Annotated in this window: 28 protein-coding genes and 1 tRNA gene; 9 read left to right on the top strand and 20 right to left on the bottom strand. The window is 64.5% G+C overall.

All coding sequences use genetic code 11. The features are described from left to right. Window positions 1-51 precede the first annotated feature (51 nt). Together JMJ54_RS03845 and JMJ54_RS03840 are read right to left on the bottom strand one after the other, a co-directional pair. Window positions 52-525 carry a hypothetical protein gene (locus tag JMJ54_RS03845; RefSeq protein ID WP_203536610.1) on the bottom strand — a complete coding sequence of 158 codons (474 nt, stop codon included), beginning with the start codon at window positions 523-525 and terminating at the stop codon, window positions 52-54. An 810-nt stretch (window positions 526-1,335) separates the two neighbouring features. Continuing rightward, window positions 1,336-1,411, bottom strand: a tRNA-Thr gene (locus JMJ54_RS03840). 154 nt (window positions 1,412-1,565) lie between these two features. Here JMJ54_RS03840 and JMJ54_RS03835 point away from each other — a divergent pair. From JMJ54_RS03835 to JMJ54_RS03820, 4 genes are read left to right on the top strand one after another with little or no spacing between them, the layout of a single operon-like run. Beyond that, window positions 1,566-1,712, top strand: a complete 147-nt coding sequence (locus JMJ54_RS03835; RefSeq protein ID WP_203536609.1) for a hypothetical protein — start codon at window positions 1,566-1,568, stop codon at window positions 1,710-1,712. After that, window positions 1,709-2,425 (top strand): metal ABC transporter ATP-binding protein, encoded by a 717-nt coding sequence (locus JMJ54_RS03830; protein ID WP_203536608.1) that lies wholly within the window; start codon window positions 1,709-1,711, stop codon window positions 2,423-2,425. Before JMJ54_RS03835 ends, JMJ54_RS03830 begins: the two co-directional genes overlap by 4 nt. After that, window positions 2,422-3,288 carry a metal ABC transporter permease gene (locus JMJ54_RS03825; RefSeq protein WP_203536607.1) on the top strand — a complete coding sequence of 289 codons (867 nt, stop codon included), beginning with the start codon at window positions 2,422-2,424 and terminating at the stop codon, window positions 3,286-3,288. Before JMJ54_RS03830 ends, JMJ54_RS03825 begins: the two co-directional genes overlap by 4 nt. Window positions 3,289-3,317: 29 nt before the next feature. Then, window positions 3,318-4,223: a metal ABC transporter substrate-binding protein gene (locus JMJ54_RS03820; protein WP_203536606.1), complete on the top strand. Its 906-nt coding sequence runs from the start codon at window positions 3,318-3,320 to the stop codon at window positions 4,221-4,223. 69 nt (window positions 4,224-4,292) lie between these two features. On the opposite strand, the gene JMJ54_RS03815 is transcribed toward JMJ54_RS03820, so the two are convergent. Beyond that, complete coding sequence (locus JMJ54_RS03815; protein ID WP_203536605.1) at window positions 4,293-5,315, bottom strand: CDP-6-deoxy-delta-3,4-glucoseen reductase; 1,023 nt, start codon at window positions 5,313-5,315, stop codon at window positions 4,293-4,295. A 21-nt stretch (window positions 5,316-5,336) separates the two neighbouring features. Between JMJ54_RS03815 and JMJ54_RS03810 the strand changes: the two genes are divergently transcribed. Further along, on the top strand, window positions 5,337-6,278 hold the full coding sequence (locus tag JMJ54_RS03810) for an NAD-dependent epimerase/dehydratase family protein (RefSeq protein WP_203536604.1): 942 nt from the start codon (window positions 5,337-5,339) through the stop codon (window positions 6,276-6,278). On the opposite strand, the gene JMJ54_RS03805 is transcribed toward JMJ54_RS03810, so the two are convergent. The 16 genes from JMJ54_RS03805 to JMJ54_RS03730 form a co-directional block, all read right to left on the bottom strand. Next, on the bottom strand, window positions 6,275-7,024 hold the full coding sequence (locus JMJ54_RS03805) for a flagellar brake protein (protein WP_203536603.1): 750 nt from the start codon (window positions 7,022-7,024) through the stop codon (window positions 6,275-6,277). The genes JMJ54_RS03810 and JMJ54_RS03805 overlap by 4 nt on opposite strands. A 9-nt stretch (window positions 7,025-7,033) precedes the next feature. After that, window positions 7,034-7,609: an SCO family protein gene (locus JMJ54_RS03800; protein ID WP_203536602.1), complete on the bottom strand. Its 576-nt coding sequence runs from the start codon at window positions 7,607-7,609 to the stop codon at window positions 7,034-7,036. A 69-nt stretch (window positions 7,610-7,678) separates the two neighbouring features. Continuing rightward, window positions 7,679-8,353, bottom strand: coding sequence for a dethiobiotin synthase (gene bioD, locus JMJ54_RS03795; protein WP_203536601.1), 675 nt, complete (start codon window positions 8,351-8,353; stop codon window positions 7,679-7,681). Continuing rightward, window positions 8,350-8,712, bottom strand: a complete 363-nt coding sequence (locus JMJ54_RS03790; RefSeq protein ID WP_203536600.1) for a nucleotide pyrophosphohydrolase — start codon at window positions 8,710-8,712, stop codon at window positions 8,350-8,352. Before JMJ54_RS03790 ends, bioD begins: the two co-directional genes overlap by 4 nt. A 21-nt stretch (window positions 8,713-8,733) precedes the next feature. Then, a complete protein-coding gene (locus JMJ54_RS03785) occupies window positions 8,734-9,597 on the bottom strand; it encodes a sulfate/molybdate ABC transporter ATP-binding protein (RefSeq protein ID WP_203536599.1) in 864 nt (287 codons plus the stop codon). Further along, on the bottom strand, window positions 9,591-10,277 hold the full coding sequence (gene modB / locus JMJ54_RS03780; RefSeq protein WP_308437969.1) for a molybdate ABC transporter permease subunit: 687 nt from the start codon (window positions 10,275-10,277) through the stop codon (window positions 9,591-9,593). Before modB ends, JMJ54_RS03785 begins: the two co-directional genes overlap by 7 nt. Next, window positions 10,274-10,675, bottom strand: a complete 402-nt coding sequence (locus tag JMJ54_RS03775; protein ID WP_203536597.1) for a TOBE domain-containing protein — start codon at window positions 10,673-10,675, stop codon at window positions 10,274-10,276. The genes modB and JMJ54_RS03775 overlap by 4 nt, the downstream gene beginning before the upstream one ends. Next, window positions 10,672-11,427, bottom strand: coding sequence for a molybdate ABC transporter substrate-binding protein (gene modA / locus JMJ54_RS03770; RefSeq protein WP_203536596.1), 756 nt, complete (start codon window positions 11,425-11,427; stop codon window positions 10,672-10,674). The genes JMJ54_RS03775 and modA overlap by 4 nt, the downstream gene beginning before the upstream one ends. A gap of 78 nt (window positions 11,428-11,505) precedes the next feature. Next, entirely contained in the window at window positions 11,506-12,351 is an 846-nt protein-coding gene (locus tag JMJ54_RS03765; protein ID WP_203536595.1) for a 23S rRNA (adenine(2030)-N(6))-methyltransferase RlmJ, read from the bottom strand. A gap of 81 nt (window positions 12,352-12,432) precedes the next feature. Beyond that, window positions 12,433-13,728, bottom strand: a complete 1,296-nt coding sequence (gene clcB, locus JMJ54_RS03760) for a voltage-gated ClC-type chloride channel ClcB (RefSeq protein ID WP_203536594.1) — start codon at window positions 13,726-13,728, stop codon at window positions 12,433-12,435. A 170-nt stretch (window positions 13,729-13,898) separates the two neighbouring features. Next, the gene (locus JMJ54_RS03755) at window positions 13,899-15,020 is read right to left on the bottom strand and encodes an AAA family ATPase (protein WP_308437968.1); all 1,122 of its coding nucleotides are present in this window, start codon (window positions 15,018-15,020) and stop codon (window positions 13,899-13,901) included. Beyond that, the gene (gene pnuC, locus JMJ54_RS03750) at window positions 15,017-15,637 is read right to left on the bottom strand and encodes a nicotinamide riboside transporter PnuC (protein WP_203536593.1); all 621 of its coding nucleotides are present in this window, start codon (window positions 15,635-15,637) and stop codon (window positions 15,017-15,019) included. The genes JMJ54_RS03755 and pnuC overlap by 4 nt, the downstream gene beginning before the upstream one ends. Window positions 15,638-15,639: 2 nt before the next feature. Beyond that, the gene (locus JMJ54_RS03745) at window positions 15,640-16,659 is read right to left on the bottom strand and encodes a bifunctional nicotinamide-nucleotide adenylyltransferase/Nudix hydroxylase (protein ID WP_203536592.1); all 1,020 of its coding nucleotides are present in this window, start codon (window positions 16,657-16,659) and stop codon (window positions 15,640-15,642) included. A gap of 21 nt (window positions 16,660-16,680) precedes the next feature. Continuing rightward, window positions 16,681-18,375, bottom strand: a complete 1,695-nt coding sequence (locus JMJ54_RS03740) for an NAD+ synthase (protein ID WP_203536591.1) — start codon at window positions 18,373-18,375, stop codon at window positions 16,681-16,683. A 24-nt stretch (window positions 18,376-18,399) separates the two neighbouring features. Next, complete coding sequence (gene pncB / locus JMJ54_RS03735) at window positions 18,400-19,602, bottom strand: nicotinate phosphoribosyltransferase (RefSeq protein ID WP_203536590.1); 1,203 nt, start codon at window positions 19,600-19,602, stop codon at window positions 18,400-18,402. A 63-nt stretch (window positions 19,603-19,665) separates the two neighbouring features. Then, window positions 19,666-20,517 (bottom strand): cysteine hydrolase family protein, encoded by an 852-nt coding sequence (locus JMJ54_RS03730; RefSeq protein WP_203536589.1) that lies wholly within the window; start codon window positions 20,515-20,517, stop codon window positions 19,666-19,668. Window positions 20,518-20,697: 180 nt separating this feature from the next. Between JMJ54_RS03730 and JMJ54_RS03725 the strand changes: the two genes are divergently transcribed. Beyond that, on the top strand, window positions 20,698-21,357 hold the full coding sequence (locus tag JMJ54_RS03725) for an NUDIX hydrolase (RefSeq protein WP_203536588.1): 660 nt from the start codon (window positions 20,698-20,700) through the stop codon (window positions 21,355-21,357). Window positions 21,358-21,516: 159 nt separating this feature from the next. Here the strand turns inward: JMJ54_RS03725 and JMJ54_RS03720 are convergent, their stop codons facing one another. Beyond that, window positions 21,517-22,164: an NADPH-dependent F420 reductase gene (locus JMJ54_RS03720; protein ID WP_203536587.1), complete on the bottom strand. Its 648-nt coding sequence runs from the start codon at window positions 22,162-22,164 to the stop codon at window positions 21,517-21,519. A 233-nt stretch (window positions 22,165-22,397) separates the two neighbouring features. Here JMJ54_RS03720 and JMJ54_RS03715 point away from each other — a divergent pair, with 233 nt between their 5' ends. The 3 genes from JMJ54_RS03715 to JMJ54_RS03705 are packed head-to-tail and all read left to right on the top strand — an operon-like array spanning window position 22,398 to window position 25,365. Further along, a complete protein-coding gene (locus JMJ54_RS03715) occupies window positions 22,398-23,381 on the top strand; it encodes a serine/threonine protein kinase (RefSeq protein ID WP_203536586.1) in 984 nt (327 codons plus the stop codon). An 11-nt stretch (window positions 23,382-23,392) separates the two neighbouring features. Continuing rightward, window positions 23,393-24,067: a response regulator gene (locus JMJ54_RS03710; protein WP_203536585.1), complete on the top strand. Its 675-nt coding sequence runs from the start codon at window positions 23,393-23,395 to the stop codon at window positions 24,065-24,067. Beyond that, window positions 24,064-25,365 carry an ATP-binding protein gene (locus JMJ54_RS03705; RefSeq protein ID WP_203536584.1) on the top strand — a complete coding sequence of 434 codons (1,302 nt, stop codon included), beginning with the start codon at window positions 24,064-24,066 and terminating at the stop codon, window positions 25,363-25,365. The genes JMJ54_RS03710 and JMJ54_RS03705 overlap by 4 nt, the downstream gene beginning before the upstream one ends. Window positions 25,366-25,423: the final 58 nt, after the last annotated feature.

Here is a 25,423-nt window from a genome sequence, read left to right as displayed (position 1 = left end):
CAGCGTGCCTTTTTTCTTTGGATTTTGAAAATTCGGTGCGAAACCAGGTGATTACTTAGTCTCGATATCAGCTGTAGATTCTTTCGTGCGAAGCATTGCTTTTTTATTTTCACGTGCAATTGAGCGGATGTCTTCTGCGTATCTGCCGTTTTTATTAAGGCCTTCTAAGGCCTTGATTGCATCATTAACGGAGCGGTCGTATTGGAATGTCTCTAGCTCTTCGTTGGTACACTTTGGAATGCATTCCTCCCACACGACAAGTGCTGCTCTAAGGTTTCTTTCGTCGTTTCCTGCCGCATAATACATTACTGCGCTAAGTGCATCACTGGCGGCGGACGCAGGCATGATATCTCTCATGCTAAGTGCTTGCTGGTGGAAGGAGCGTCCATTTCCCAGTGCATCTATGATGCCAATTTCCTTTGCAATTTCTTTTTTTGATTCGTTTATTAGTTCTTCTAACTTTTTATTGTTGGAATCGAGTGCATGTTCTAGATGCTTGGTTAATTCGTATTTGTGTTTTTCCAATTCCTCCTCAATTTTTTTATTGAGACTCTCGTGATCATGCTTTAATTGACGTTGTTGATTCCATGAAATGGCGAAGGGAATTATTACTCCAACTAATGCGAGAAGTCCGATAGTAAATGTTACAAGTTGGCCAAAGGCGCCGCTATAGAATGAATTGACTTTTTCTAGAATTCAATTGCATCGATGGCCATTGGTTGGCTCCTTTGTTTGTTGATTTTGTTAATTGTGATATTAATTTTGGTTGAGCAGTGGTGTATGTAAATCACGCGATATTAGCAATACTGCACTTCGTGGTTGTTATGTGCAAATTCCGGCGGCTTGTTGTCTGAAAATTGTTATTGACTCTCCAGTTGGCGGAGCAGACTCAATGAAGCCAGCCCTCCTACAACTGAGTAGACTCAGGTTGAACTGTCAAAGGAACAGTGCCTTACGACCTAGGTCATTGTATCGAATAGAAAGTGGCTAGATCTTACCTAGTAAGGCCAAGGATGTACCTCGACAACGTTGGCGCGCGCAGTCGTCTCCCCGCCACGCCTGCCCGCTAAATGGGGTGGTTTTCATGCACCCATGCACTGGCCGCTCGACCTTGGCGGAATGCGCCCTAGGCCGAGAAAGGGAACCCCTGATTTTTCATGCGGAATCTTGCAGATTCATGCAGCCTGCATGGCGCTAGGCTGACTGTCATGGACTGAGGTGTAAAGCAGGTACCGGAAAAGCAAAAACCCCCAGCCGAAGCTGAGGGTTTCTTTTTTGCTGCTACGCCAAATTTACGCCAGATGCTGCTTAACGTATTGATTTGTATAGCGGTATTGGTGCCGGCGGCAGGATTCGAACTCGCGACCCCCTGATTACAAGTCAGGTGCTCTACCAACTGAGCTACACCGGCGAAGAACGGCATTCTAGCGGCTCGGGGCGTGCTTGGGAACTCTTTTGCGAGGCGTGATGTGGCAAACATGATTCACACGGGATGGATTCGTGGCTAAAATGCAATTCAGTTGCAACTAGCCTTGCCCGCTGTCTGACGCAGCGGGCGTCATGTGATGACTCATAACGTTTCGAATATCCTCCCCAGCGTGCTGCGGCGGCTGGCCAGTTGGCTGTTTGCGCTCAGTGCCGGCCAGCGCTTGCTGCTGGTGTCGCCGCTGATCGCACTGGTCTGGGCGCTGGTTGCGTGGTCGCTGCAATGATCACGCTTGATCATGTGTCGGTGAAGTATCGCCAGCGTCTGGCGGTGGCCGAGGTCTGCGGTACGTTTACCACCGGGCGCTCGACGGCCATCGTCGGTCCCAATGGCGCGGGCAAGACGACCTTGCTCAAGGCGATGGCCGGTTTGCTGCCGGCGTCGTCGGGGCAGATTCATACGCCGGAGCGCGTGGCGTACCTGCCGCAGCGCACCGAGCTGGACCGGCAGTTTCCGATGACGGTGGCCGAGCTGGCGCTGTCGGGCAGCTGGCGGCGCAGCGGTGCGTGGCGCCGGCTGGATCGCACCGAGCAGGAGCGGGCTGCGCACGCGCTGGCACACATGGGGCTGGCAGAGCTGACCAACCGGCCGATCGGTACGCTGTCGGGCGGGCAGCTGCAGCGTGCACGCTTTGCGCGGCTGATGGTGCAGGACGCGCCGGTGCTGCTGCTTGACGAGCCGCTCAACAATCTCGATCCGGCCAGCCGCGATCTGCTGCTCAAGCAGCTGACGGACTGGCAGATCGAGGGCCGCACGGTGATTGCCGTGATGCACGATCTGGATCTGGTGTCGCGCCATTTCGATGAAACGCTGCTGCTGTCCGGTACGGTGCAGGCTTGGGGCGCGACGGCGGCGGTACTGGCCGCTGCGCGTGCCGAGATCGGCTTTACCGGTCATTCGCTGTGGGTGAACCCGCTGGCCGAGGAGGCGGGATCATGAGCCTGCACGAATTGCTGATTTCGCCGTTTGCCGAGTTCGACTTCATGCGCCGTGCGCTGGTCGGCTGCGTGGTATTGGCGCTGAGCTGCGCGCCGGTTGGTGTGCTGCTGGTGTTGCGGCGGATGAGCCTGATGGGCGATGCCTTGTCGCACGCGGTGCTGCCGGGCGCGGCGGTCGGTTACCTGATCGGCGGTTTCGCGCTGCCGTGGCTGGCCGGGGGCGGCATTGTCGCGGCGCTGCTGGTGGCGGTGCTGGCCGGTGTTGCCGGGCGTTATACGGTGCTGAACGAGGACGCGAGCTTTGCCGGCTTCTACCTGATGGCGCTGGCGCTCGGCGTGGTGCTGATCTCGCGCTGGGGCAGCCAGGTCGACCTGATCCACCTGCTGTTCGGCTCGGTGCTGGCGATCGACGATGCGGCGCTCTATGTCGTCGCCGGGGTGGCGACGATCAGTCTCGCGTGGCTGGCGCTGTGCTACCGCGGCATGGTGCTCGAATGCGTCGATCCGGGGTTCCTTGCTGCGGCGGGGCGCGGCGGCAGTCCGTATCACCTTGGCCTGATCGTGCTGACGGTACTCAATCTCGTCGCCGGCTTCCAGGCCATGGGTACGCTGATGGCGATCGGGCTGATGATGCTGCCGGCCACGGTGGCGCGGCTGTGGGCCGATACGCTGCCGGGGCTGATGGGTGTGGCGTGGCTGGTCGGACTGGTTTCGACGGTCGCCGGCCTGCTGGTGTCGTACCACGCCGGGCTGCCGTCCGGGCCGGCCATCGTGCTGGTGGCCAGCCTCTTTTACCTTGTCTCGCTGACCGTGGCACCGCACGGCTGGCGCGGACAGCGCGGCCCGCAAAGCGATACGCGCTAGTCAACTTGTTGTTCCTGGGGGAGTAAAGCATGTTCGGTCGTTGCATTCTCAGCGTGGCGCTGGCCTTCGGATTGAGCGGTGTCGCACAGGCGGCCGAGCCGTTGCCGGTGGTCGCCAGCTTCAGCATTCTTGGCGATCTGGTGCAGAACGTCGGCGGTGACCGCATCAAGGTGACGACGCTGGTCGGCGCCGACGGCGACGCCCATGTGTACCAACCGACACCGGCCGACGTCGGCACGCTGGCCAAGAGCCGGGTGTTCTTCGTCAACGGTCTCGGTTTCGAAGGCTGGATGAAGCGGCTGACCGCGTCGAGCAAGTACAAGGGCACCGTGGTCACCGTCTCTGAGGGCATCAAGCCGCGCGCCATGGCCGGCGATGACCACGACGATCACGGCCACGATCACGGTACCGATCCGCACGCGTGGCAGGACATCGGCAACGCGCGGCTGATGGTGAAGAACATCGCCGCGGCGCTGGCGAAGATCGACCCGGCCGGTGCCAGCCTGTATCAGGCGAACGCGAAAAAATACGACGGCCAGCTGGTCGAGCTGTCGAAGTGGGCCGACGCGCAGGTCGCGGCGATTCCGCAGGCCAAACGCAAGGTGATCACCAGCCACGACGCGTTCGGCTATCTCGGCGCGCGCTACAGGATCACCCTGCTGGCCCCGCAAGGGCTGTCGACCGAGGCCGAAGCCAGCGCCAAGGATGTCGGCAACTTGATCCGCCAGATCAAGCAGAGCGGCATCAAGGCGGTGTTCGTCGAGAATATCAGCAACCGCAAACTGATCGAGCAGATCAGCCGTGAAACGGGAGCCTCGCTGGAAGGCACGCTGTATTCGGATGCCCTGTCGAAAAGCCCGGAGGCCGACAGCTATCTGAACATGTACCGCCACAACATCACCACGCTGACGGCGGGAATGAAGGCGAACAAGTAAGCGGAATTTCGCCGGCTTGCCATGAAAAAACCCGGCCATGGCCGGGTTTTTCGTTTGCAGCGGCGCCGCTTACTTCTTGGCGGTGTCCTTGGACGAGAAGAACGCGTCGGAGAAGAACTCGTCTTCCGGCAGGCCACGGGCGACGCAGTGCTGATAGGCTGCTTCGACCATCACCGGTGCGCCGCAGGCATAGACCTGCCAGCCGGCCAGGCTGCCGAAATCGTCGGTGATGGCGTCGTGCAGGAAGCCGGTCCGGCCGGCCCATTCGCCCTTGGGCTCGGACAGCACCGGGATGAAGGTGAAGTTCGGGTGCTCGCGCTGCCATGCATCGGTCAGCTCGGTCATGTAGTAGTCGTCGACCGTGCGCGCGCCCCAGTAGAGGATCATTTCGCGCTGGATGCCCTTGTTGAAGGCGTGCTCGAGAATCCCCTTGATCGGCGCGAAACCGGTGCCGGTAGCAAGGAAGATGATCGGCTTGTCCGAATCCTCGCGCAGGAAGAACGAACCCAGCGGGCCGGTGAAGCGGAAGATCTCGCGCTCCTTCAGCTCGTTCCACACGTATTCGGAGAAATCGCCGCCGGCGACATGGCGAATGTGCAGCTGCAGGTATTCGCTGTCATGCGGCGCGTTGGCGATCGAGAAGCTGCGCTTCTTGCCGGTCTTGGTGTGGATGTCGATGTACTGGCCGGCGAGGAACTGCATCCGCTCGGTGGCCGGCAGCTTCAGCGACAGCACCGCGACGTCGTGCGAGACCTTGTCGATCTTCTGCACCCGGCACGGCAGTGTCTTGATCTGGATGTCCTTGGTCGCGGCGACTTCGCGGCATTCGATCGTCACCGAATCGGTGACCGCAGTCGCGCAGCAGAACAGCGCCAGGCCGCGTTCCATTTCGGTTTGCGACAGCGCCGACTCGGCGTGCGGGCCGTGCTCGACCCGGCCGTCGACGACCTGTCCCTTGCAGGCGCCGCAGGCGCCGTTCTTGCAGCCGTAGGGCATGTTGAAGCCGCTGCGCATGGCGGCATCGAGTAGGGTTTCGTCGCCTTCGAGGCTGATTTGCTGGCCCGAGGGCAGAATGGTAAGTTGCTTCGACATTCCTGCGTCTTCGTAAATTGGATGAACTTGCGTAAACGGACCCCGAACCCGGCCAAACCACGACTGCTGATCATCGGCTGTGGCGACGTGATGGCCCGTGCCTTGCCCTGGCTGGCGCGGCGCTTTCAAATCTATGCCAGCGCGCGTTCGCCTGAATCGGCGGCGCGGCTGCGTGCACTCGGTGTGGTGCCGGTGACGGCCGATCTCGATGCCGGGGTTCCGCAGCGGCTGGCGGGCATTGCCCACTGGGTGATTCACAGTGCGCCGCCTGCCACGTCCGGCGCGCGTGATGTACGCACTCGCCGGCTGCTGGCCGCGCTGGCCCGGCCCGCGCGATGTTCGGTCGGGTCGAGTTTATCACAGCGCCATAGTGCCCCGCGCCGGCTGGCCTATATCGGCACCAGCGGTGTGTACGGCAACGCGGACGGTGCATGGGTCGCCGAAACCCGGCCGGCTGCACCCGATTCGCCGCGAGCGCAGCGCCGCGCTGATGCCGAATCGCAGTTGCGCGCGTTTGCCCGCCGCCACGGGGTCAGGCTCGGGCTGCTGCGCGCGCCCGGCATCTACGCCGAAGGCCGGCTGCCGGAGGCGCGCATCCGTCGCGGCGAGCCGGCGATTGCGGCCGCGGAAGACAGTTACTCGAACCACATCCACGCCGACGATCTCGCCCAGGCCGCGTGTCTGGCGTTGTTCCGCGCCGCGCCGCTGCGCAGTTACAACGCCAGCGACGATGCGCCGGGCAGGATGGGTGACTGGTTCGATCAGGTGGCCGATCTGCTGGACCTGCCACGGGTGCCGCGTGTCAGCCGTGCGGATGCACAGGCACAGGTGTCACCGGGTTTGCTGAGCTATCTGAACGAATCGCGACGCCTCGACAACACACGGATCAAGCGCGAGCTGCGCCTGCAATTGCGCTGGCCCAGTGTGGCCGTCTGGTTGGCCGCAAAGCGGAGCGGCGGCTAGCCCGTCAGTGCCCGGCGTTCGCGTTCGAGCTGGGCGATCTGCCGTTGCAGTGCGGCCTCGGCACCGCGCGGCAGGGCAACGAACTGGCAGCCGAGCAGCTGCTGCTCGCCTTGCGGGAGCAACACCGTGCGTACGCCGCGCACCGACAGGTCGGTCTGGAAGCTGATGCCGCTGCCGAGTTCCAGCGTTGCATCGCGCAGGATCTCGCCGCGCGTCAGCAGGCCGGCATTGATCGCACCGGCCCACAGGCCGACACCGCCGAGCGAAATGTCGTGCAGATTGAAGCCGACCGCCGTGCCGTCGGGCAGGTGGGTGTGACAGCGGTAGGGGGTGACGATCGGCGTCTGCAGGCGGAAGAACTCGCGCCGCTGCAGTTTGACGAGTTGTGCCGGCAGTGCGGCTTCGAACGCCGGCGCGCCTTCGTGCTGGACGATGTCCGGCGCCGCACAGACGAACTGCACCTTGACGCCGTCGGGCAGGGCGACGAAGACATTGCGCGGTGACGCCTGCAGCGCACGATTGGTTGCATCTTGTCCGGCCCAGTCGAAACGGAAACGCCGTGCCTTGGGGTCGACGTCGAGGATGCGCGTGGTCAGCATCGACTTGCCGTGGTCGAAGTAGATGGTCACGAAATCGCCGCGGTTCATCAGATTGCGCAGGACGGCGGCGACTTCGAGCGGGTTGCCCAGCGTGTACGGCGCGAGATCGTCGCTCTCGGCCAGCGGGTGGGTGTTCGGGTCTTGCATGGACGGGGATTATTCCTGGACGAGGGCGCGCAGATCGTGGGTCAGTACCGCGCTGCCGGCGCCGTAGTTCACCAGTACCCGCAGCTTGCCGTGCTTGTCGATCAGGTAGGTGCCGGCGCTGTGGTCGACGGTGTAGTTGGCGCCGCTGCCTTGCTGCTGGACGATGACCTTGTACTGTTCGGCCACCTTGTTGACGTCCGCCTTGCTGCCGGTCAGGCCGATGAAGCGCGGATCGAATGCCGGCACGTATTGCGCCAGCACCGCGTTGGTGTCGCGCGCGGGGTCGACGCTGACGAACAGCACCTGCACCTTGTCGGCATCCGGGCCGAGCTGCTTCATCACGTCCTTGAGCTCGACCATCGTCGTCGGGCAGACATCCGGGCACTGGGTATAGCCGAAGAACAGCGCCACGGCCTTGCCGTTGAAATCGGACAGCTTACGCGGTTTGCCATCCTGTGCCGTTAGCGTGAAATCGCCGCCGAAATCCGCGCCGGAAATATCGCTGCCCTGAAAAACGGTCGGCTTGCCGCAGGCGGCAAGCAGCAAGGCAAAAGCAAGGGTCAGGAGCAGTCGGATGGCGCGCATGATGAGCCGGTCGGGATCAAACCGCCAAGTGTGCAATGTGGCGGCCTTGGCGGCAAGCAGCTTTCAAACTTACGCGATCAGTTGCGCAACGGCCGGTGTGTCCAGCGTGCCGCCTGCGGCATCCGGCGCGTGGGCGATCTCGCCGAGCAGCGGCGCCGGCAGGTGCTGCTGCAGCCAGTCGAGGTTGTCGGCGTAGCGGTCCATGCGCGGATCGACGCGGTTGGCAATCCAGCCGGCCAGCGGCAGGCCGGCGGCGATGATGGCATTGGCCGACAACAGCGCGTGATTCAGGCAGCCGAGGCGCATGCCGACGACAAGGATCACCGGCACGTTGAAGCGCTGCGCCAGTACCTGCATGTCGGCCTCGTCGGTCAGCGGCGCATGCCAGCCACCGGCACCCTCGATCAGCAGCACGTCGGTCAGTGTCTGCAACTGCGCCGCGCATGCGGCGAGGTGGTCGAGCGAGACCGCAACGCCGGCCTCGCGGGCGGCGAGATGCGGCGAAATGGGCGGTGCAAAGCGGTACGGGCTGGCGAGCTCGTCCGGAACGACGACGTTGCCGGCGGCACGGTGCGCAACGACATCGGCGTTGACGAGTGCACCATCAATCGTGGTGCAGCCGGAAGCAACCGGCTTCATCGCTACAGCACGCAGCCCGTGCGCGGCGAAGCCCCGCAGCAGCTGGCAGGTGGCGACCGTCTTGCCGACGTCGGTATCGGTGCCGGTGATGAAGAAGGTGTTCATGGCTGATCCTTGCGCGCATCGAGCTTGCGGGCGTGGCCGCGCGCCAGTTCGGCCGGGTACTTTTCAGCGTTGAGCTTCAGCTTGCGCTCGACCACCGCATTCAGGTCCAGCCCGGCGACGTCGGCCAGTCGCAGCAGATAGAGCAGCACATCGGCGACTTCCTCGCCCAGCCGGGTTGCGAACTCGGGATCGGCACACAGCGACTGCGATTGTTCGGGCGTCAGCCACTGGAACAGTTCGAGCAGCTCGGCCGCTTCGACCGACAACGCGCTGGCGAGATTTTTCGGGGTATGGAACTGGTCCCAGTCGCGTTCGGCGCTGAAGGCGCGCAGTCGTGACTGCAATTCGGTGGTGTTCATGGTCATTCCGTGGGAAAGCGCTCAGACAGGCTGCAAGACGGCGCTACTGCCATTCAGTTGCACCGCCACCGGTGCACCGACGCGCAGGTGCTCGACGTCGGCACTCAGCGTGGCCAGCGTGTCGTTGCCGATGGCGACGGTGACGCGCCAGAGCACGTCGGCGGGGTCGATGGCGAGGACAATGCCGGAGAGGGCGTGGCGGCCGCTGGGCGTGGGTGGCAGCAGCACGTCGCGCGGGGTGCCGAGCGCGGCGACTTTGCCCGGTTCGAGCACGGCAACGCGTTGCGCCAGCCGGAAGACGTCGCCGAGATCGTGACTGACGATGACGGTCGTCAGCGCGACCTTGCGCAGGATGTCGTCGATTTCCTCGCGCAGCGCGACGCGCAAGGCAGGGTCGAGCGCCGACAGCGGTTCGTCCATCAGCAGCAGTTGCGGTTCCTGCGCCAGTGCCCGGGCCAGCGCGACGCGCTGGCGCTGGCCGCCGGAGAGTTGTTGCGGGTAGCGGTCGGCCAGCGGCGCTAACCGGGTCAGCGCGAGCAATTCGTCCAGCCGGTTCCGGTCGGGGTGCGGCTGGGCGAAGGCGAGGTTGTCGCGGACGCGCATGTTCGGGAACAGTGCGTAATCCTGGAACACGTAACCGACGCGGCGTTCGCGCGCCGGAACGTGTACGCGACGCTCGGTATCGCACCAGACGGTGTCGCCGAATGCAATCCGGCCCTGGTCGGGACGGGCAAGGCCGGCGATCAGCCGCAGCAGCGTCGTCTTGCCGACGCCGGACGGGCCGTACAGCGCCAGCCGCTCGCCCGGTGCCTGCGTGAGTTCGACTTGCAGCGGGCGCGGGCCTTCGGGCGTCGGAATCGTGTGGGTCAGCGCGAGATTCAGCATGGCCGGGTCTCGCTGCGCGACTGGATCAGCCGCAGCAGCAGCAATACGACGAAAGCGAACGACACCAGCACCAGCGCGTAGCTGTGCGCGCCGGCGTAGTCGAGCGCCTCGACCTTGCGGTACAGCGCTATCGATGCGACCTGGGTATCGCCGGTCACGCCGCCGCCGAGCATCAGCACGACGCCGAATTCGCCCACGGTGTGCGCGAACGCCAGCACGGTGCCGGACAGCAGGCCCGCGCGGGCGTTGGGCAGGATCACCCGGGCCAGGATCGTGGCTTCGGTCTTGCCGAGCGTACGCGCTGCGTCGATCAGGTTGGATGGCAGCTGGCGGAACGCGGCCACCAGCGGCTGCAGCATGAAGGGCAGACTGAAGATCACCGAGCCGATGACGAGGCCGCTGAAGGTGAACACGAGCTTGAGCCCGAGCACATCCTGCAGCCAGCGGCCGGTGAACGACACCGGGCTGAACGACACCAGCAGATAGAAGCCGAGTACGGTCGGCGGCAGCACCAGTGGCAGGTTGCACAGCGTTTCGATGATCGGTCGCAGCGGCGAGCGGCCAAAGGCCAGCCAACGCGCCAGCGGAATCGCCAGCACGATCAGGACCAGCGTGGTGATCGTTGCCAGCTTGAGCGTCAGCCAGAACGGCTGGATGTCGGCGGCCTGCAGTGCAATCACGCGGTTTCCACCGCCATTTCGTTGGCCTTGACCAGCCATTCGACGCTGTCGCCGATACGGATGCCGAGCCGCTGCGCCGAGCCGCTGGTGATCACCGAGGCGATCGGGTGGCCATGCCAGTCGAGCGAGACCCGTGTCAGCACGGTGCCTGCATCGATGCCGACGACACGTGCGGCATGGCGGTTGCGCAGGCTGATCTCGCCGCTGAGGTTCTTTGCCAGCGCGACTTCGGTTTCCTTGCAGGCAAGGACGACCAGCATTCCGGCCGTCAGCGGGACTTCGCCGACGACGGTGGCAACCAGCGTCATGCCGTACGGGGCGGCACTGGCATCGGCTTCGACCAGCGTCATGCCGGCGCCGTACTCGACCCGGGTGAGGGTGGCGGGGATGCGGTTCATGGCAGCTTGTAGCCGGCTTGCTTGAAGATGTCCTGCGCTTTCGGCGAGAACAGGAACTGGTAGAAGCGCTTGGCGTCGGCGGTGTCGTGATCACCGGAGTACTTGAGCAAGGCGGCGCGCTGGGCGATCGGCTCGTAGGCGGTGGCGGGAATCTCGAGCCAGCGGCCCTTGCCCTGCATTTCGGCCGAGATGACGATGGCCTTGGCGGTGAAGCCGAGGTCCGCTGCGCGGGTCGAGATGAACTGGTTGGTCTGGCCGATGCTTTCGCCGAAGACCAGCTTCGAATGCGTGGCCTCGGTCAGCTTGTAGTGGTTCAGCGCCTGTACCGCGGCACGGCCGTACGGTGCGGTTTCCGGGTTGGCGACGGCAATGCGTTCGATGGCCGGTTCGCGGACCAGTTTTTCCCACTGCTTGAGGTCAAGGTCCTTCAGTGTCCACAGTACCAGCGTGCCGTGCGCGTAGACCTTGCTCGGCTCGAGCGTCAGTCCGGCCGTGTCGAGCTTCTGCGGGTAGCTGGCATCGGCGGAGAGGAAAACGTGGAACGGCGCGCCGTTGCCGATCTGCGCGAAGAACTTGCCCGATGCGCCATAGCTCGGGTTCACGTCGAGACCGGTCTCGGCCTTGTACGCCTTGGCCAGATCGTCGAAGGTGTACTGCAGGTTGGCGGCCACCGCGACGTTGATCGGCGCGGCCCAGACCGGGGCGGTCGCGGCGAAGGCAAGAGCGGTGACGAGAAGACGAAGCGTGCGCATGGATTCCTTTCCTCTGGATGACGTCGACTTCAGTATATCGACGCGGCGGTCGGCCGTGCGATACGTCGAACGGCGTAGCTAGGCCGACTGGTGTTCGAGCTTGAAGCCTGCGCCCTGATCGAGCGCCAGTGCGTCGGCCAGTAGCGGCATCACCGATTTCAGCGTTTCGGCCAGCGTGTAGGGCGGGTTGATGATGAACATGCCGCTGCCGTGCATGCCGAAGCCGTCAGTCGATGGCGATTGCACCTGCAGGCGCACGTCGAGCCAGCCCTTGGCCGGCAGTTTTTTCAGCGCCTCGGGCAGCTCGCGTGATTCGGTGCGCTGCAGCGTCGGATACCAGATCGCGAAGGTGCCGGTGGCAAAGCGGCGCAGGCCTTCTTCCATGGCCTTGACCACGGTGCGGTAGTCGCCCTTGTCCTCGTACGGCGGATCGATCAGCGTCAGTCCGCGGCGCGGCGGCGGCGGCAGCACCGATTTCAGACCGTTGAAACCGTCACCGACGCTGACCTGCGCTTGCCGGCCCAGCGTTTCGCAATTGGCTTCGAGCAGTTTGCTGTCGCTCGGATGCAGCTCGAACAGCCGCAGCTTGTCGTCGCGGCGCATCACCGCCTGCGCGACCAGCGGCGAGCCCGGATAGAACGCCAGTTTGCCGTCCGGATTGAAGCGGCGGACCACTTCGACGTAGCGCGCCAGCGGCTCCGGCAGGTCCTTGCGTTGCCACAACCGGGCAATGCCGCCTTCGAACTCGGCGTTCTTCGCCGCATAGCCCTCGGTCAGCTGGTACAGGCCGGCGCCGGCATGGGTGTCGATGTACCAGTAGGCCTTGTCCTTCTGGTTCAGATAGCTCAGCAGCTCGACGAGGATGAAATGCTTGAGGACGTCGGCGTGATTGCCGGCGTGGAAGGCGTGGCGGTAGCTGAGCATGGTGAAGCCGGATGAATCTGGTGGATGCAGGAGCGCGATTTTCCGCGTTTGCTGCCGACTTGCCTAGCCGCCTTTACCCGTTCAATGACTCGCGTACACCGACGTCGCCCGCAATCGCCGCGAAATGCCCGCCGCGATCACGCAGGCCGGCAACAAGGCGAGCAGTAGCTGGACCTGCCCGGTCATCTCCAGCACCATCAGTGCCGACATCACCGGCGCATGCGTCGTTGCGGCAAGGAACACGCCCATGCCCGAGATGGTGAACAGCAGCGGATGCCCGGCGCCGGGGGCGAGCGGGGCAAGCAGCCGTGCGGCCAGCTGGCCGAACGCGGCGCCGACCAGCAGTGTCGGCGTGAAGATGCCGCCCGGCGCGCCGGAGCCGATGCTGCCGGCAACGGCGATCAGCTTGCAAACGAGGATCAGCGTCACGATCTGCCACGCTGCCGGTGCCAGCAGAAAGGCCTGCACCGCGCTGTAGCCGTTGCCCCAGGCTTCGGGCCGCAGCACCGAGACCAGACCGACCAGCAGGCCGCCGGCGGCCAGTTGCAGCGGCAAGGGCCAGTTCAGCCGGGCAAAGCCCTTGCGGCTCGCGTCCAGCCAGGCAAGGAACAGCGGGCCGAGCACGCCGGCAACGACGCCGATCAGCGCGACCAGGGCCAGCCCGGTTGCATCCAGCGGCGCGCTGGCGGCGACCTGATACAGCTTGCCGTCGCCGGAAAGCGCGTAGGTGACCAGGGCCGACGTCACCGCAGCCAAGATCACCGGGCCGATGGCCGCCAGCGCCAGCGAGCCGAGCAGTACTTCGGCAATGAAGAGTGAACTCGCCAGTGGCGCGTGATACGCGGCGGCAAAGCCGGCCGCAACGCCACAAGCCACGACCAGCCGCAGATCGACCAGATGCCGGACGCGCGTGCCGATGAAGGAGCAGGTCAGCGCGGCCAGCAGCACCATTGCGCCTTCGCGACCGACCGCGCCGCCGGCGACTACCACCAGAAACGACGCGATGATCTTGCCGAAGCCACCGCGCTGATCGAGCCTGCCGTCGCCGATGGTGACGGCCTCGATGTAGTCGTCGGCATGGCGGGGCGTGCTGGCACGCGTCCGGTTCCACAGCCACAGCAGCGTGCCGGCCGCCAGACCGCCAAGTACCGGCGTGACGATGCGCTGCCAAGCCGGCAATCCGCGTGCGGCCGCGACCAGACCGTCGCTGTGGCCGTAAAGCAGGATTTCGGTGTGTTCGAGCGCCTGATGGAACAGCCAGACCGCCAGCGCACCGACGACGCCCGCGCCGATGGCGCTGAGTACGCGCAGCAATTGCGGATCGAGCCGCCCGGCCAAGCCGGGGCGCGATCGGGCGAGTCGCTCGGAAGCGTGCATGTCATCCTCGTTGGCTGCGCCGATGCAGCGCAGTCGCTACTTTAAGGTCTGTTTGCCTTTTTCCGCTGCGATGGCAGGCGTGAATCGGTTGCAGACATTCTCTCCGGCTTCAGACCGGAATGCCGGGCTGGGGCGGCGAGGCGTTGGCAAGTCCTGCCGCCATTGCTCGTTCATGCGGTGAGGCGCTGCTCCAGCGGCAGCGAAAAGCAGGCGTGCCGTTGCCAAGCCGCGTCAACGGCGGCCAGTGCTTTGGTCAGCCGTGTAGCCCGGCAGCCGGCCAGCCGCAGCCAGGGCACCGACTGCCCGGCGAGGACCTCGGCAAAACGCTGTGTCATCCAGGGACGCAGCGTTTCTCCGTCGCGCAGGCCATCGTTCTCGAACGGTACGTCGGCATGATCGGTCAGCAAATACAACTGCCGTGAAGGCATGGCAGCGGCGATCGACTCGACGCCGGGATGGCGTGTACCGCGATAGCGCTCGTGCCAGATACAGGTGGCCAGTGCATCGGTATCGCACACCAGCACCGGGCCGCATTCGCTGGCAGCGTCGTTTTCGCGCCGCGTCTGTTCGGCCGCGATCCGCGTGAAATCGTCAGCGTGCCAGTGCACGTCCTGAGGTCGCGCAGCCGGATTGCGCGCACGCGCCAGCGCCAGCAGGTTCTGGCTGTACTCGCGCCCGTACTCGGCGACCCATTGTGTTGCCGCCCAGACACCACCGCGCGCCTTCAACGCATCGGCCAGATTACGGGCCAGCGTGGTGGTGCCGGTTGATTCCGCGCCGACCACCACAACCCGCATGGCGAGGCCGGCGCGTACCGGCGCGGGCAGTTGCCGCCATTGTCCCGCCAGATCGGCACGGACGGCCGTTCCGGAAACCGGATGCAGCGCGCGCTGCGGATCGAGGCAAACCGGCGCCGCATTGAAGCGTCGCGCCAGCTCGCTTCCGTATCCTTCCGATGTGAAGACCGCGTCGACGGCAACGCCGGCCGCCGTGCCCTGTGCCACCGCTGAACGCATGATCGCGACATGCGCATCCCAGATGGCCGGGTCGTGGTAATCGACCGGCACATCGTCGAGCGCACCGACCACGCAGACATTGGGCAGGTCGGCAAGGCAGGCGCGCAGCCAGGCGACGCGGTCGGTGATGGATACCGATTCGACCGATGCGCCCAGTACCGCTACCGTCACCTGCCGGCAGTGGTTCGCCGCGGTGCGCATCAAGTAGAGGTGACCAAGGTGGGGCGGATAGAACTTGCCGATCACCAGTCCGTGCCGGAACTCGACGCGGTTCACGCCGTGGCTCCGACGGCTTGCGGCGCGCGCCAGGCAAACCAGCCACGGATGCACAGCAGCAGGAACACCGTGTAGAGAACGGCAATCAGCGGCAGGCCGCGGCTGAGGTAGAGCGGAATCGACACGACATCGACCGCAATCCACCACAGCCAGCTGTCACGGCGGCGCTGATTCAGCAACCATTGCGCACACAGGCTCATCGCGGTGATTAGCGCATCCAGCAGCGGTGCGCTGCCCTTGGCCCAGAGCATCAGCTGCCGCAGCAGCAGTGTGACGAGGCTGGCGGCGAGCGCCAGCAGCAACCATTCGCGGCCGTTGGAGCGGAACACGGGCAGGCTGGCAGCGTTTCCATCATGGCGCAGCCAGGCACGCCAGCCGATCAGGCTCATGATGATGAAGATGACCTGCAGGCCCGCGTCGGAAAACAGCCGCAGCTCGACGAACACCAGGCCCAGAATCACGCAGTTGACGATGCCGACCGGAAAGTTGCCGATATGCGAGCGCGTGGTCAGCCAGACGCAAACGAGGCCGGTGGCAAATCCGGCGAGATCGCCGACGGACAAGGGCATGCCCATGATCGTGGCAACGGGTTCGAGCAGTGGGGCGAGCAGCGACATGGTCAGCGGGTCAGGTCGAGAAAGTGGTCGAGGATGTGGAAATGATCTTCGAAGAAGCGGTCTTCCATGGTGGCCAGTTCGCCGATCGGTGCCCAGCGCGCGGCTGCGGCATCGTCGCTGCCGGCCACCTCGGGCAAACGGTCCATGGTGATGGCGAAGTGGTGGGCGTGGGTAATGGTACGACCGCGCAGGCTGCGATCGGGATGATCGAATACCGCCACGCCGCGCAGTGCAGCCTCCAGCGTGCTGTCGAGCAGGGCCAGCCCGGTTTCCTCGCGCAGCTCGCGAATCGCGCCTTGCAGCAGTCGTTCGCGGCCGTCGAGAAAACCGCCGGGCAGCGCCCACAAGCCTTGCCCCGGTGCGTGCTTGCGCTCGACCAGCAGCACATGGCTGGCGATCTCGACCACGGCATCGAGCGTGACAAACGGGCCGCTGCCCCAGCGCTTGCGGTTTTCGATCAGCGCTGCGTGCTCGATGCGCAGCGGCGCAAACGCCGGCAGTGCGCGCCAGCCTTTCAGGTAGCCGGCCACGGCACGCGGCAGCAGCGTGGCGAGGAGTGCATCGGCCGCTACTTCATCGTCCACGCCGAAATAGATCTGGCGCAGGCTGGTGGCATCGAGTTCGCCCTGTGCCGGCAGCGGTAGCAGCGTCCAACCGGGAAAGCGCTGCAGGTAGTAGCTGGAGGCATCCTTGGCATGGCCGATCAGCGCAACGCGGCGTGGCGGCGTGTCGCCGTCGACTGCATGACGAACGGCGGCGGTCCAGCGGCCATCGTCGTAATGGTCGCGCACCGGCGCAAAACGCACACGGGCGGCATCGGTTTCGCTCAGCGTGGCCGAAATCATTGCCGCGCGCTCCTGCCAGCTGAACGGGTTCTTGGCATCGCGTGCACGGTGGGCGGAACCGAGCACCACCACCACCTGAGGTGCGGCGCGCAGCGCCTCGGTCAGAAGGGCGGCATGGCCCAGGTGGAAGGGCTGGAAGCGGCCGATCAGTACCGCGCAATCGAAATCTTGGCTCATGAGGTATTCAGTGTGATCCGGTCAGAACAGGTGGCTGGCGGCGATCGGCATCTGCCGGCCGCTGCCGAAGGCTCGGGCGCGTAGCCGCAGGATCGGCGGTGCCTGCCGCCGCTTGTATTCGTTACGGGCGATCATGCCGCGGATGCGCGTGACCAGCGCAATGCCTGCCGTGCTGTCGGTGAGCCGGGCGTATTCGTCTTCGACATGCTTGCGCTCGTCCTGACCCAGCCGGGTGCCCTCGACCAGCACCTTGAGCAGTGCATCGAGCACCGGATAAGGCGGCAGGCTGTCGGTATCGCGCTGGTCGGGCGCCAGCTCGGCGGACGGTTCCTTGTCGATGATGGCCAACGGAATGATCTCGCGGCCGGCCGCCTCGTTCAGATGGCGGCTCAGCGCGAATACCTCGGTCTTGTACAAGTCGCCAATCAGTCCCAGCCCGCCGTTGGTGTCGCCGTACAGCGTGCAGTAGCCGACCGAGATCTCGCTCTTGTTGCCGGTGGTCAGCAGCAAATGGCCGTAGCTGTTCGAGTACTCCATCAGTACCGTACCGCGCACCCGCGCCTGCAGGTTTTCCAGCGACAGGCCGGCCAGCGGTGCACCGAAGGCGCTGGCGAAGCCGGCGGCGTAGGCGTCTACCATGTCGCGGATCGGGTGCTCGATCAGCTGCACGCCCAGATTGCGGCACAGCGTCACCGAATCGTCGACGCTGCCGGCGCTGGAGAAACGCGACGGCATGGTGATGGCGACCACGTTTTCCGCACCCAGCGCTTCGGCCGCCAACGCCAGTGTCAACGCGCTGTCGATGCCGCCCGAGCAGCCGATCACGGCGCGGCCGAAACCGCAACGTCGGGCATAGTCCCTCAGTCCCAGCACGATCTGCTGGCGGTAGAACGCCATCACCGGCAGGCCGGCCGGGTCGACGGTGGGCAGCGCGGAGCCATCGGCGGCGGTGAAGTGCGTACCGTCGAAACCCAGCGTGCGGATGTCCTCGGTAAAGCGCGCTGCCTCGAAGACGACGCCATCCCGTGGCGTGACGGCGAAGGACGCGCCATCGAACACCAATTGGTCTTGCCCGCCGATCTGGTTTACATACAGCAGCGGCAGATCGTGGCGGCGGCTCGCGGCGGCAAACAGCTGGTGGCGTTGCTCGCGTTTGCCGACATTGGACGGACTGGCGTTGATCGACACCACGAGATCCGGTGCCGCCTCGGCCAGGCGCTGGAACGGATTCACCGCATAGGCGCGGCCATCATCGTTCCAGCCGTCCTCGCAGATCAGGAAACCGATGCGCCACGGACCGATGCGCAGTACACGATTGGCGTCCGGCCCCGGCTCGAAGTGGCGATGTTCGTCAAAAATGTTGTAGGTGGGCAGCAACTGCTTGGCGTAGCTGAGGCGAACCGCGCCGTCGGCAACGACCAGCAGACTGTTGAACAAGGGCTTGCCCGGCCCTTCGTGCCGCGTCGGGGCGCCGATCACCCAGTTGAGGCCGGGAGTAGCACGACTGGCGGCGAGCAGCTCGGCGAGGGCCGCATCGGTGGCGGCAAGGAAGGCCGGCTCGTCGAGCAGGTCGCCCGGGTAGTAACCGGTGAGCGAGAGTTCGGGGAACACCACCAGCTCGGCGCCAGCGCGCTGCGCTGTTTCCGCCGCGGCGCGCATCAGCGCGAGGTTGCCGACGAAGTCACCGACGGTGGGATTGATCTGGGCTACGGTCATGCGCAACATACGTCGTCCTCGTCGTCAGCTGGCGGTGTGATTGAACACCTGGCGCAGGTAGGCGAGGAAAGTCTGGTCCTCGCACAGTGTCTTGCCCGGCGCATCGGAGAGCTTGGCAACCGGCTGCCCGTTGCAGTGGGTCAGCTTCATCACGATGTTCAGCGGTTTCAGCGGCGTGTCGTTGGTCAGGCTGGTGCCGATGCCGAAGCTGGTCCGGATCCGGCCGCGGAAGTGGCGGTGCAGGTCCAGCGCCTTTTCGACAGTGAGGCCGTCGGAGAAAACCAGCTGTTTGGTCCTGGGGTCGATACGCAGTTTTTCGTAATGGGCGATGGCTTTGTCGCCCCAGACCACCGGATCGCCGGAATCGTGGCGCAGTCCGTCGAAGAGCTTGGCGAAGTAGAGGTCGAAGTCGGCGAGGAAGGCGTCCATGCCGACCACATCGGTCAGTGCGATTCCCAGGTCGCCACGGTATTCCTGAACCCAGCCTTCGAGCGCAGCGGACTGGAAATCGCGCAGCCGCGAGCCGAACGCCTGATAGGCCTGCAGGTACTCGTGCGCCATGGTGCCGATCGGGGTAAGGCCATAGCGTTTGGCGAGGTAGACGTTGGACGTGCCGCGCACGAACGCCGGCACCTCGCGCGTCAGTGTTTCCAGCACTTCGTCGTGCCACTCCGCCGAGAAGCGGCGGCGCAGGCCGAAGTCGACGGCGATGAACGGAAAGTCGCCACTGTCGGCGAGCTCGGGTGCCGCGGCCTTCAAGCTGGCGATCTTGGCGGCCAGACGCTGTCGCGCAACGTCCAGTACAGCGTCGCGCTCGCCGAGACGACGGAAGTACAGCGTGTTGACGATGTAAAGCACGAAAATCTCGAAGCCCATCACATGGACCAGCGGGCCACGGGCCACGATCCGGAGTGCGTCGCCGGCCGTTTCCACCGTGACGAAGTGGCGCTGGAAGCGGAACACCGTGAGGAAGTCGACGAAATCGCCCTTGATGAAGCGCAGGCTCCGCAGATAGTCGAGCTCGTCCTGGGCAAACTGCATCGTGCACAGTGCATCCAGCTCGGCTTCGACCGCAACCTTGAGTTCGGCAAGCGGGAAGGCTGGCGTATTGCGGCAGACGAAGGCGTACTCGGCCATGGCACCGGGATGGCGATGCAGCAGCGCCTGCCACATGGTGAACTTGTAGAGGTCGTTTTCCAGCAGGCTGCGCACGACGGGGGCATTCATCTCGGCTTCCTTTTTACTGTTACAAGGACGGGGCGGGCGGCATCTTCCCACCATTCGTGAGGCTTACGCCATGCATTCCGCTGCAATCTGCTCGCTGGTGGCGAGGCGCGCGCCGCGCGCTTGCATGTCTGCGAGAAAATCGCGGTACTGTGCTTCGAAGCCACCGACGGCGCTCATGCAGTCGGTCAGCAGTATCAGTCGCGCTGCGCCATCGGGCAGATGGGCGACCAGATGCTCGGTGGTGGCCTTGACGCAGTGACTGCCGGCTTCACCGCCGATCAGGATGGTATCCGCGGCATCCAGCATGGCGACCAGGGCCGCATTGGTGCCGGTGCTTGCATCATCCGCGAGGGGCACCTCCGCCTCCACGGCGCTGTAGTGCTCGGTCCACGGATTGGTGCCCTTGACCACCTTGGCTACGATCTTCAGTTCGCGCTCTTCCCAGCGGTTGTAGGCTGCGCGCAGGCCGGCGTGCACGGCATGGCCCCAACTGCCGATTTCGCAGTGCACAGGCCAGACCATGTGGGTGTAACGCCCCTTGGCTTCCAGTTCGCGCAGATAGGCCAGCACCCGCGTGGTGGCTGCGGTGTCGCGCGGACGGTAGCGCTTGTTTTCCACCTCCGCGGCGCTGATCGCGGTAAACGGCGCCACCGGGCTGCCGTCATCCTGCTTCCAGAACGTGGGGTGGCCGATGTCCAGCCGTTGATGTGAATCGAGCGTGATGGTGATCGCATCGAGGCGGCCGCCCAGGGCGTCGATCAGCCGGCCCAGCCGCAGCATGTCGGCGTGCGCGCCGGCTACGGGCAACGCGGGTGCCAGGCGCTTGTCTGCTGCAAGCGGATCGGCCGGGCAGAAGGTGGCTGGCAGATCGCAGAAGTCGTTTTGTGGATCGATGATCAACAGCTGGGTGCGCATGGTGGTCCTCTGTCGGCTGGTGTGTGTCTGTACTGTAGGTTGCTTAGGATATACTTGCAACTAAGTGTTTTGGTGAGCACATTGTGTGTGCACTATTGTGGCTACATACCGACGCTTATTCAGTAGAATCGGTCTCTGGATGTTTGTTTATCGATGTTTCTAATTGAAGGCGGGGCAGGCATGCAGGAAGTGATCTGCACGGTGGATGTGGTGCTGCTGACCTTGCGCGAAGGCGTGCTGCAGGTATTGCTGCACCGGCGAGAGCGCGAGCCGTTTGCCGGTACGCTGGCACTGCCTGGCGGCTATGTGCATACCGACAGCGATCGTGATACCCGCGATGCCGCCTTGCGCGTGCTGCGCGACAAACCTGGCGTGCACAGCCCCTATCTTGAGCAGCTTGCTACCTTCAGCGGTCCGGCCCGTGATCCGCGCGGCTGGTCGATCAGCGTGGCGTATTACGCACTGGTCCCCGATACGCTGGTCACCGAGGCGGCGGATGCGGTGCTGTGCCCGGTGGATGACCTGCGTGGCGTTCCCTTCGATCATGCGCAAATCGTTGCCAGCGCCGTGCAACGGGTCCGCAACAAGAGCAGTTACTCCTCGTTGCCGGTACACGTGTGTCAGGAGCCGTTTACGCTGCCGCAGTTGCAGGCCGTGTATGAAGCGCTGCTGGGCGAGTCGCTGAACAAGGTAAGTTTTCGTCGCAAGATGGATGAACTCGACGTACTGGAGGCCATACCGGGTGTCTTTTCCAGCGGGAGTGCGCATCGTCCGGCGCAGCTTTACCGGGTGAAGCCGGCATGGCGGCATGCGCTGTCGTTGAGCGAACGGGCAATCTGAACTTCAAATGCACGCGCGCCCAGTCATTGCTGCGGCGGGATTGGTGGTCCAAACCAGCCATTTGAAGCAGGGAGCACACATCGTTTGACCGTTCTTTGAACTTGCGCCGATAAAAAAGCCACGCAAGGCGTGGCTTGCATTCCGCGCAGGCAATGCGGCTCAGGCGTTGGCGCGCAGCAGCTTGAAGGCGTGTGACCACTCGTTGCGCAGAAAGCCCGGAATGCACCACAGCATGCACAGCGGTTCGATCGCACGCGCGGCCTCGGCCTTGCCCATGTCGGCCACATCCCAGCCGAACTGGTCGAGAAGATCGCTGACCGTCTGTTTGGCGGCGGCATCGTTGCCACAGATGAACATGGTCGGTTTTCCATCCGCAAACTGCGGGTTGACCATGCGGTTGTTGCCGACCGAGTTGAATGCCTTGACGAAATGCACGCCGGAAAACTGCCGCTGATGCTGTTCCATCAGCGAATCGTCGAGATTGGTGAAGAACTTGAGCACGCCGTTGTCCGGCGGTGCGTCGGCGATCGGGTTGGTGGTGTCGATGACCGGCTTGCCGGCCAGATTCGCGGCGCCCGCAGCGTCCAGCACGGCCGCTGCTGCGTCTCCCTTGACGGCAAGGACGACGACATCGCCAAAGGCCGCGGTCTCGGCAAAGCTGCCGATCCGGCCTTGCGGGTGGTCGCCGGCCCATTGCGCCAGCTTTTGCTTGTCGCGCGTACCGACCATCGTTTCGTGGCCGTGCTGAAGAAAACCGCTTGCTAATGCCTTTGCTACATCACCCGATCCGAGAACACCGATTTTCATTGAAACGCTCCTTGGTTGAAGTTGCCGACTTCCGGTTGGCAGTGCACCGCTGCAGATCATCGGTGCTCATGCCGGGGTCATGGTGATGCATTGCGACTGCTTTTGTCTGGCTGATGTTGTACTTAATATTTTTGTAACAATGGCTGCGCACGGTGACAAGGAGGGTGAATTGCACCACCGGGCTGGTGCTGCGCGATCGCGTGCTCGTCCGGCGCATCGCTTACAATCGTTTGATGAACACCACCCCGTACGCCACGCTCACGCCCGATACCGTGCTCGATTCGCTCGATGCCGTCGGCCTTGCCACTTCCGGTCACCTGCTGACGCTGAACAGTTTCGAGAACCGCGTGTTCCAAGTCGGTATCGATGATGGCGCGCCGGTGATCGCCAAGTTCTACCGCCCGGGGCGCTGGAACGATGCGCAGATCTTCGAGGAGCACGCGTTCACCGCCGAGCTGGCGGCGCTGGAAATCCCCGCCGTGCCACCGCTGGAGATCAATGGCAGCACGCTGAACCCCGGGATCGACGGCTTCCGCTTCGCGGTCTTTCCGCGCCAGGGCGGTCGTGCGCCGGAGCTGGACCGCGAGGGCACGCTCGAATGGCTCGGGCGTTTCCTCGGCCGCATTCATGCGGTCGGCGCCACGCGGCCGTTCGAACACCGGCCGGCGCTGACGCCGGCATCGTTCGGCGAAACGCCGAGCCGCTGGCTGATCGAGACCGGCTTCATCCCGCTCGAACTGAAAACCGCCTACCAGCAGGTGATCGCCGACGCACTGGCCGGTGTTTCGCAAGCGTTCGAGCGCGCCGGCAACGTCAGGACGATCCGGCTGCACGGCGACTGCCATCTGGGCAACGTGCTGTGGACCGACGGCGGCCCGCACTTCGTCGACTTCGACGACGCGCGCAGCGGCCCGGCGGTGCAGGATCTGTGGATGCTGCTGTCGGGCGAGCGGCACGAGCGCATTTCGCAGCTGGCGGACCTGCTCGCCGGTTACGAGGATTTCTGCGATTTCGATGCGCGCGAGCTGCATCTGGTCGAAGCCATGCGCACCTTGCGGCAGATCCACTACGCCGGCTGGCTGGCGCAGCGCTGGGACGACCCGGCCTTTCCGGCGGCCTTCCCGTGGTTCAACACGATGAACTACTGGCAGGAGCACATCTACGCGCTGCGCGAACAGATCGAGGCGATGGCCGAGCCGCCGCTGTGGCCGGTCTGAGGGGCTGACTCATGCGACTGCTGCTGGCGGAAGACGACGACATGATCGCCCGGCACCTCGAGTCCGGGCTGCGTGATGCCGGTTTCAGCGTCGATCGAGCCGCGGACGGCGTGGCCGCCGATCTGGCCTTGCAGCAGCAGGAATATGGGCTGGTGCTGCTCGATCTGGGCCTGCCGCGTGCCGACGGACTGACCGTGCTGCGCCAGCTGCGCGCGCGCGGTGCGGCCACACCGGTGCTGATCCTGACCGCGCGGGATGCCGTGGCCGACCGCATCGCCGGGCTGGATGCCGGGGCTGACGATTACGTCGTCAAACCGTTCGATTTCGACGAGTTGCTGGCGCGCATCCGCGCAGTGCAGCGCCGGCATGCCGGTCGTGCCAGCCCGCTGTTCGAACACGGTGCGCTCAGGCTCGATCCGGCCAGCCATCAGGTCTGGCTGGGGGAGCGCGAGGTGATGCTGTCGGCGCGCGAGTATTCCCTGCTGTTCGAATTGCTGCAAAAACCCGGTACGCCGCTGTCGCGCACGCGACTGGAAAACCGCCTTTACGGCTGGGACGAGGAGGTCGCCAGCAACGCGGTCGAAGTCCACATCCATGCATTGCGGCGCAAGCTCGGCGCGACGTGGATACTGAATCTGCGCGGCGTCGGCTATTACGTGCCGAAACAGCCGCCGGAGATGACATGAAATCCTTGCGGCACCAATTGCTGCTGATGCTGCTTGGCGGCATGGCACTGGTCATCGCCGTGGCTGCGGCGCTGGCATTTCACCGTACCCGCAACGAGGCCAACGAGCTGTTCGATTACCAGTTGCGCCAGCTGGCGTTGTCGGTGGTGAACCAGACCTTCATTCCCGGGCGTTCGTCGCTGCGGACCACGGCCGGTTTCGATTTCGTCATCCAGGTGTGGGATCCGGACGGCGTGCAGCTCTATTACTCGCATCCGCACCGCGTGCTGCCTGCGCAGGTCCAGCTCGGCTACGCCATTGCCGCGACCAGCGAGGGCGACTGGCGTACCTATGCCGTTACCGTACCAGGCAAGGTGATCCAGATCGCCCAGCCGATGCGCACGCGCGACCGACTGGCCCTGAATACCGCGTGGCGCACCACGGTGCCGCTGCTGATTGCCTTGCCGCTGCTGTTGCTCGGCGCATGGTGGGTAATCGGACGGGCGCTGCGGCCGCTGGAAGCGCTGCGCCGCGAGGTTGCCGCGCGTACGCCGGACGCACTGGCACCGCTGCCGAATCTGGCGCCGGACGAGGTTCAGCCGCTGATCGACGAAACCAATCGCTTGCTCGGCCGACTGGGCGACGCGCTGGCCTCGCAGCGCGCCTTCACCGCCAATGCCGCGCACGAGCTGCGCACACCGCTGGCCGCGCTGCAGCTGCAGCTCGCGAGTCTGGAACGCGCGCCCGACGATGCTTCGCGTACCGCGGCGATTTCCGAACTCAAGGCCGGGCTGGCACGCGCCGGTCACGTGCTGAACCAGTTGCTGACGCTGGCCCGCCACGAGGCGGCATCCGACCATGAACTGTTGATGCTGGCGCCGATCGTGACCGATGTACTGGCCGAGCAGGCCCCTTTGGCGATTGCCGCAGGACTTGATCTGGGCGCGGCCGAGATCGATGCCGACATTCGGGTATCGGGTGATGCCGATGCACTGCGTTCGCTGATTGCCAATCTTGTCGGCAATGCCATCCGCTATACCCCGCGTGGCGGGCGGATCGACGTTGCGCTGCGCCGCACCGAGGCGGGTGGCGAGGCGAGGGCGCAACTCAGCGTCGCCGATAGCGGCCCGGGCATTCCGGCCGCCGAGCGCGAACAGGTGTTCGAGCGCTTCTACCGCCGCCCCGGCAGCACCGGTGTCGGCAGCGGCCTTGGGCTGGCCATCGTCCGCGCCGTCGCCGATGCCCATCGGGGCTCGGTGACATTGAGCGATTCGGCGCTCGGTGGGCTGAATGCGGTTGTGACGTTGCCGATGCAATAGATGTACGGATGCGCCGGGTTCCAACCGGATGCATCAGCCAGCAAGGCAAGTCCACCGC

The organism is Jeongeupia naejangsanensis, from assembly GCF_016865585.1.
Taxonomy (GTDB): Bacteria; Pseudomonadota; Gammaproteobacteria; order Burkholderiales; family Chitinibacteraceae; genus Jeongeupia; species Jeongeupia naejangsanensis.
Note: the sequence above shows the minus strand (reverse complement) of the source record. Positions and strands in the feature narration are given on the sequence as shown.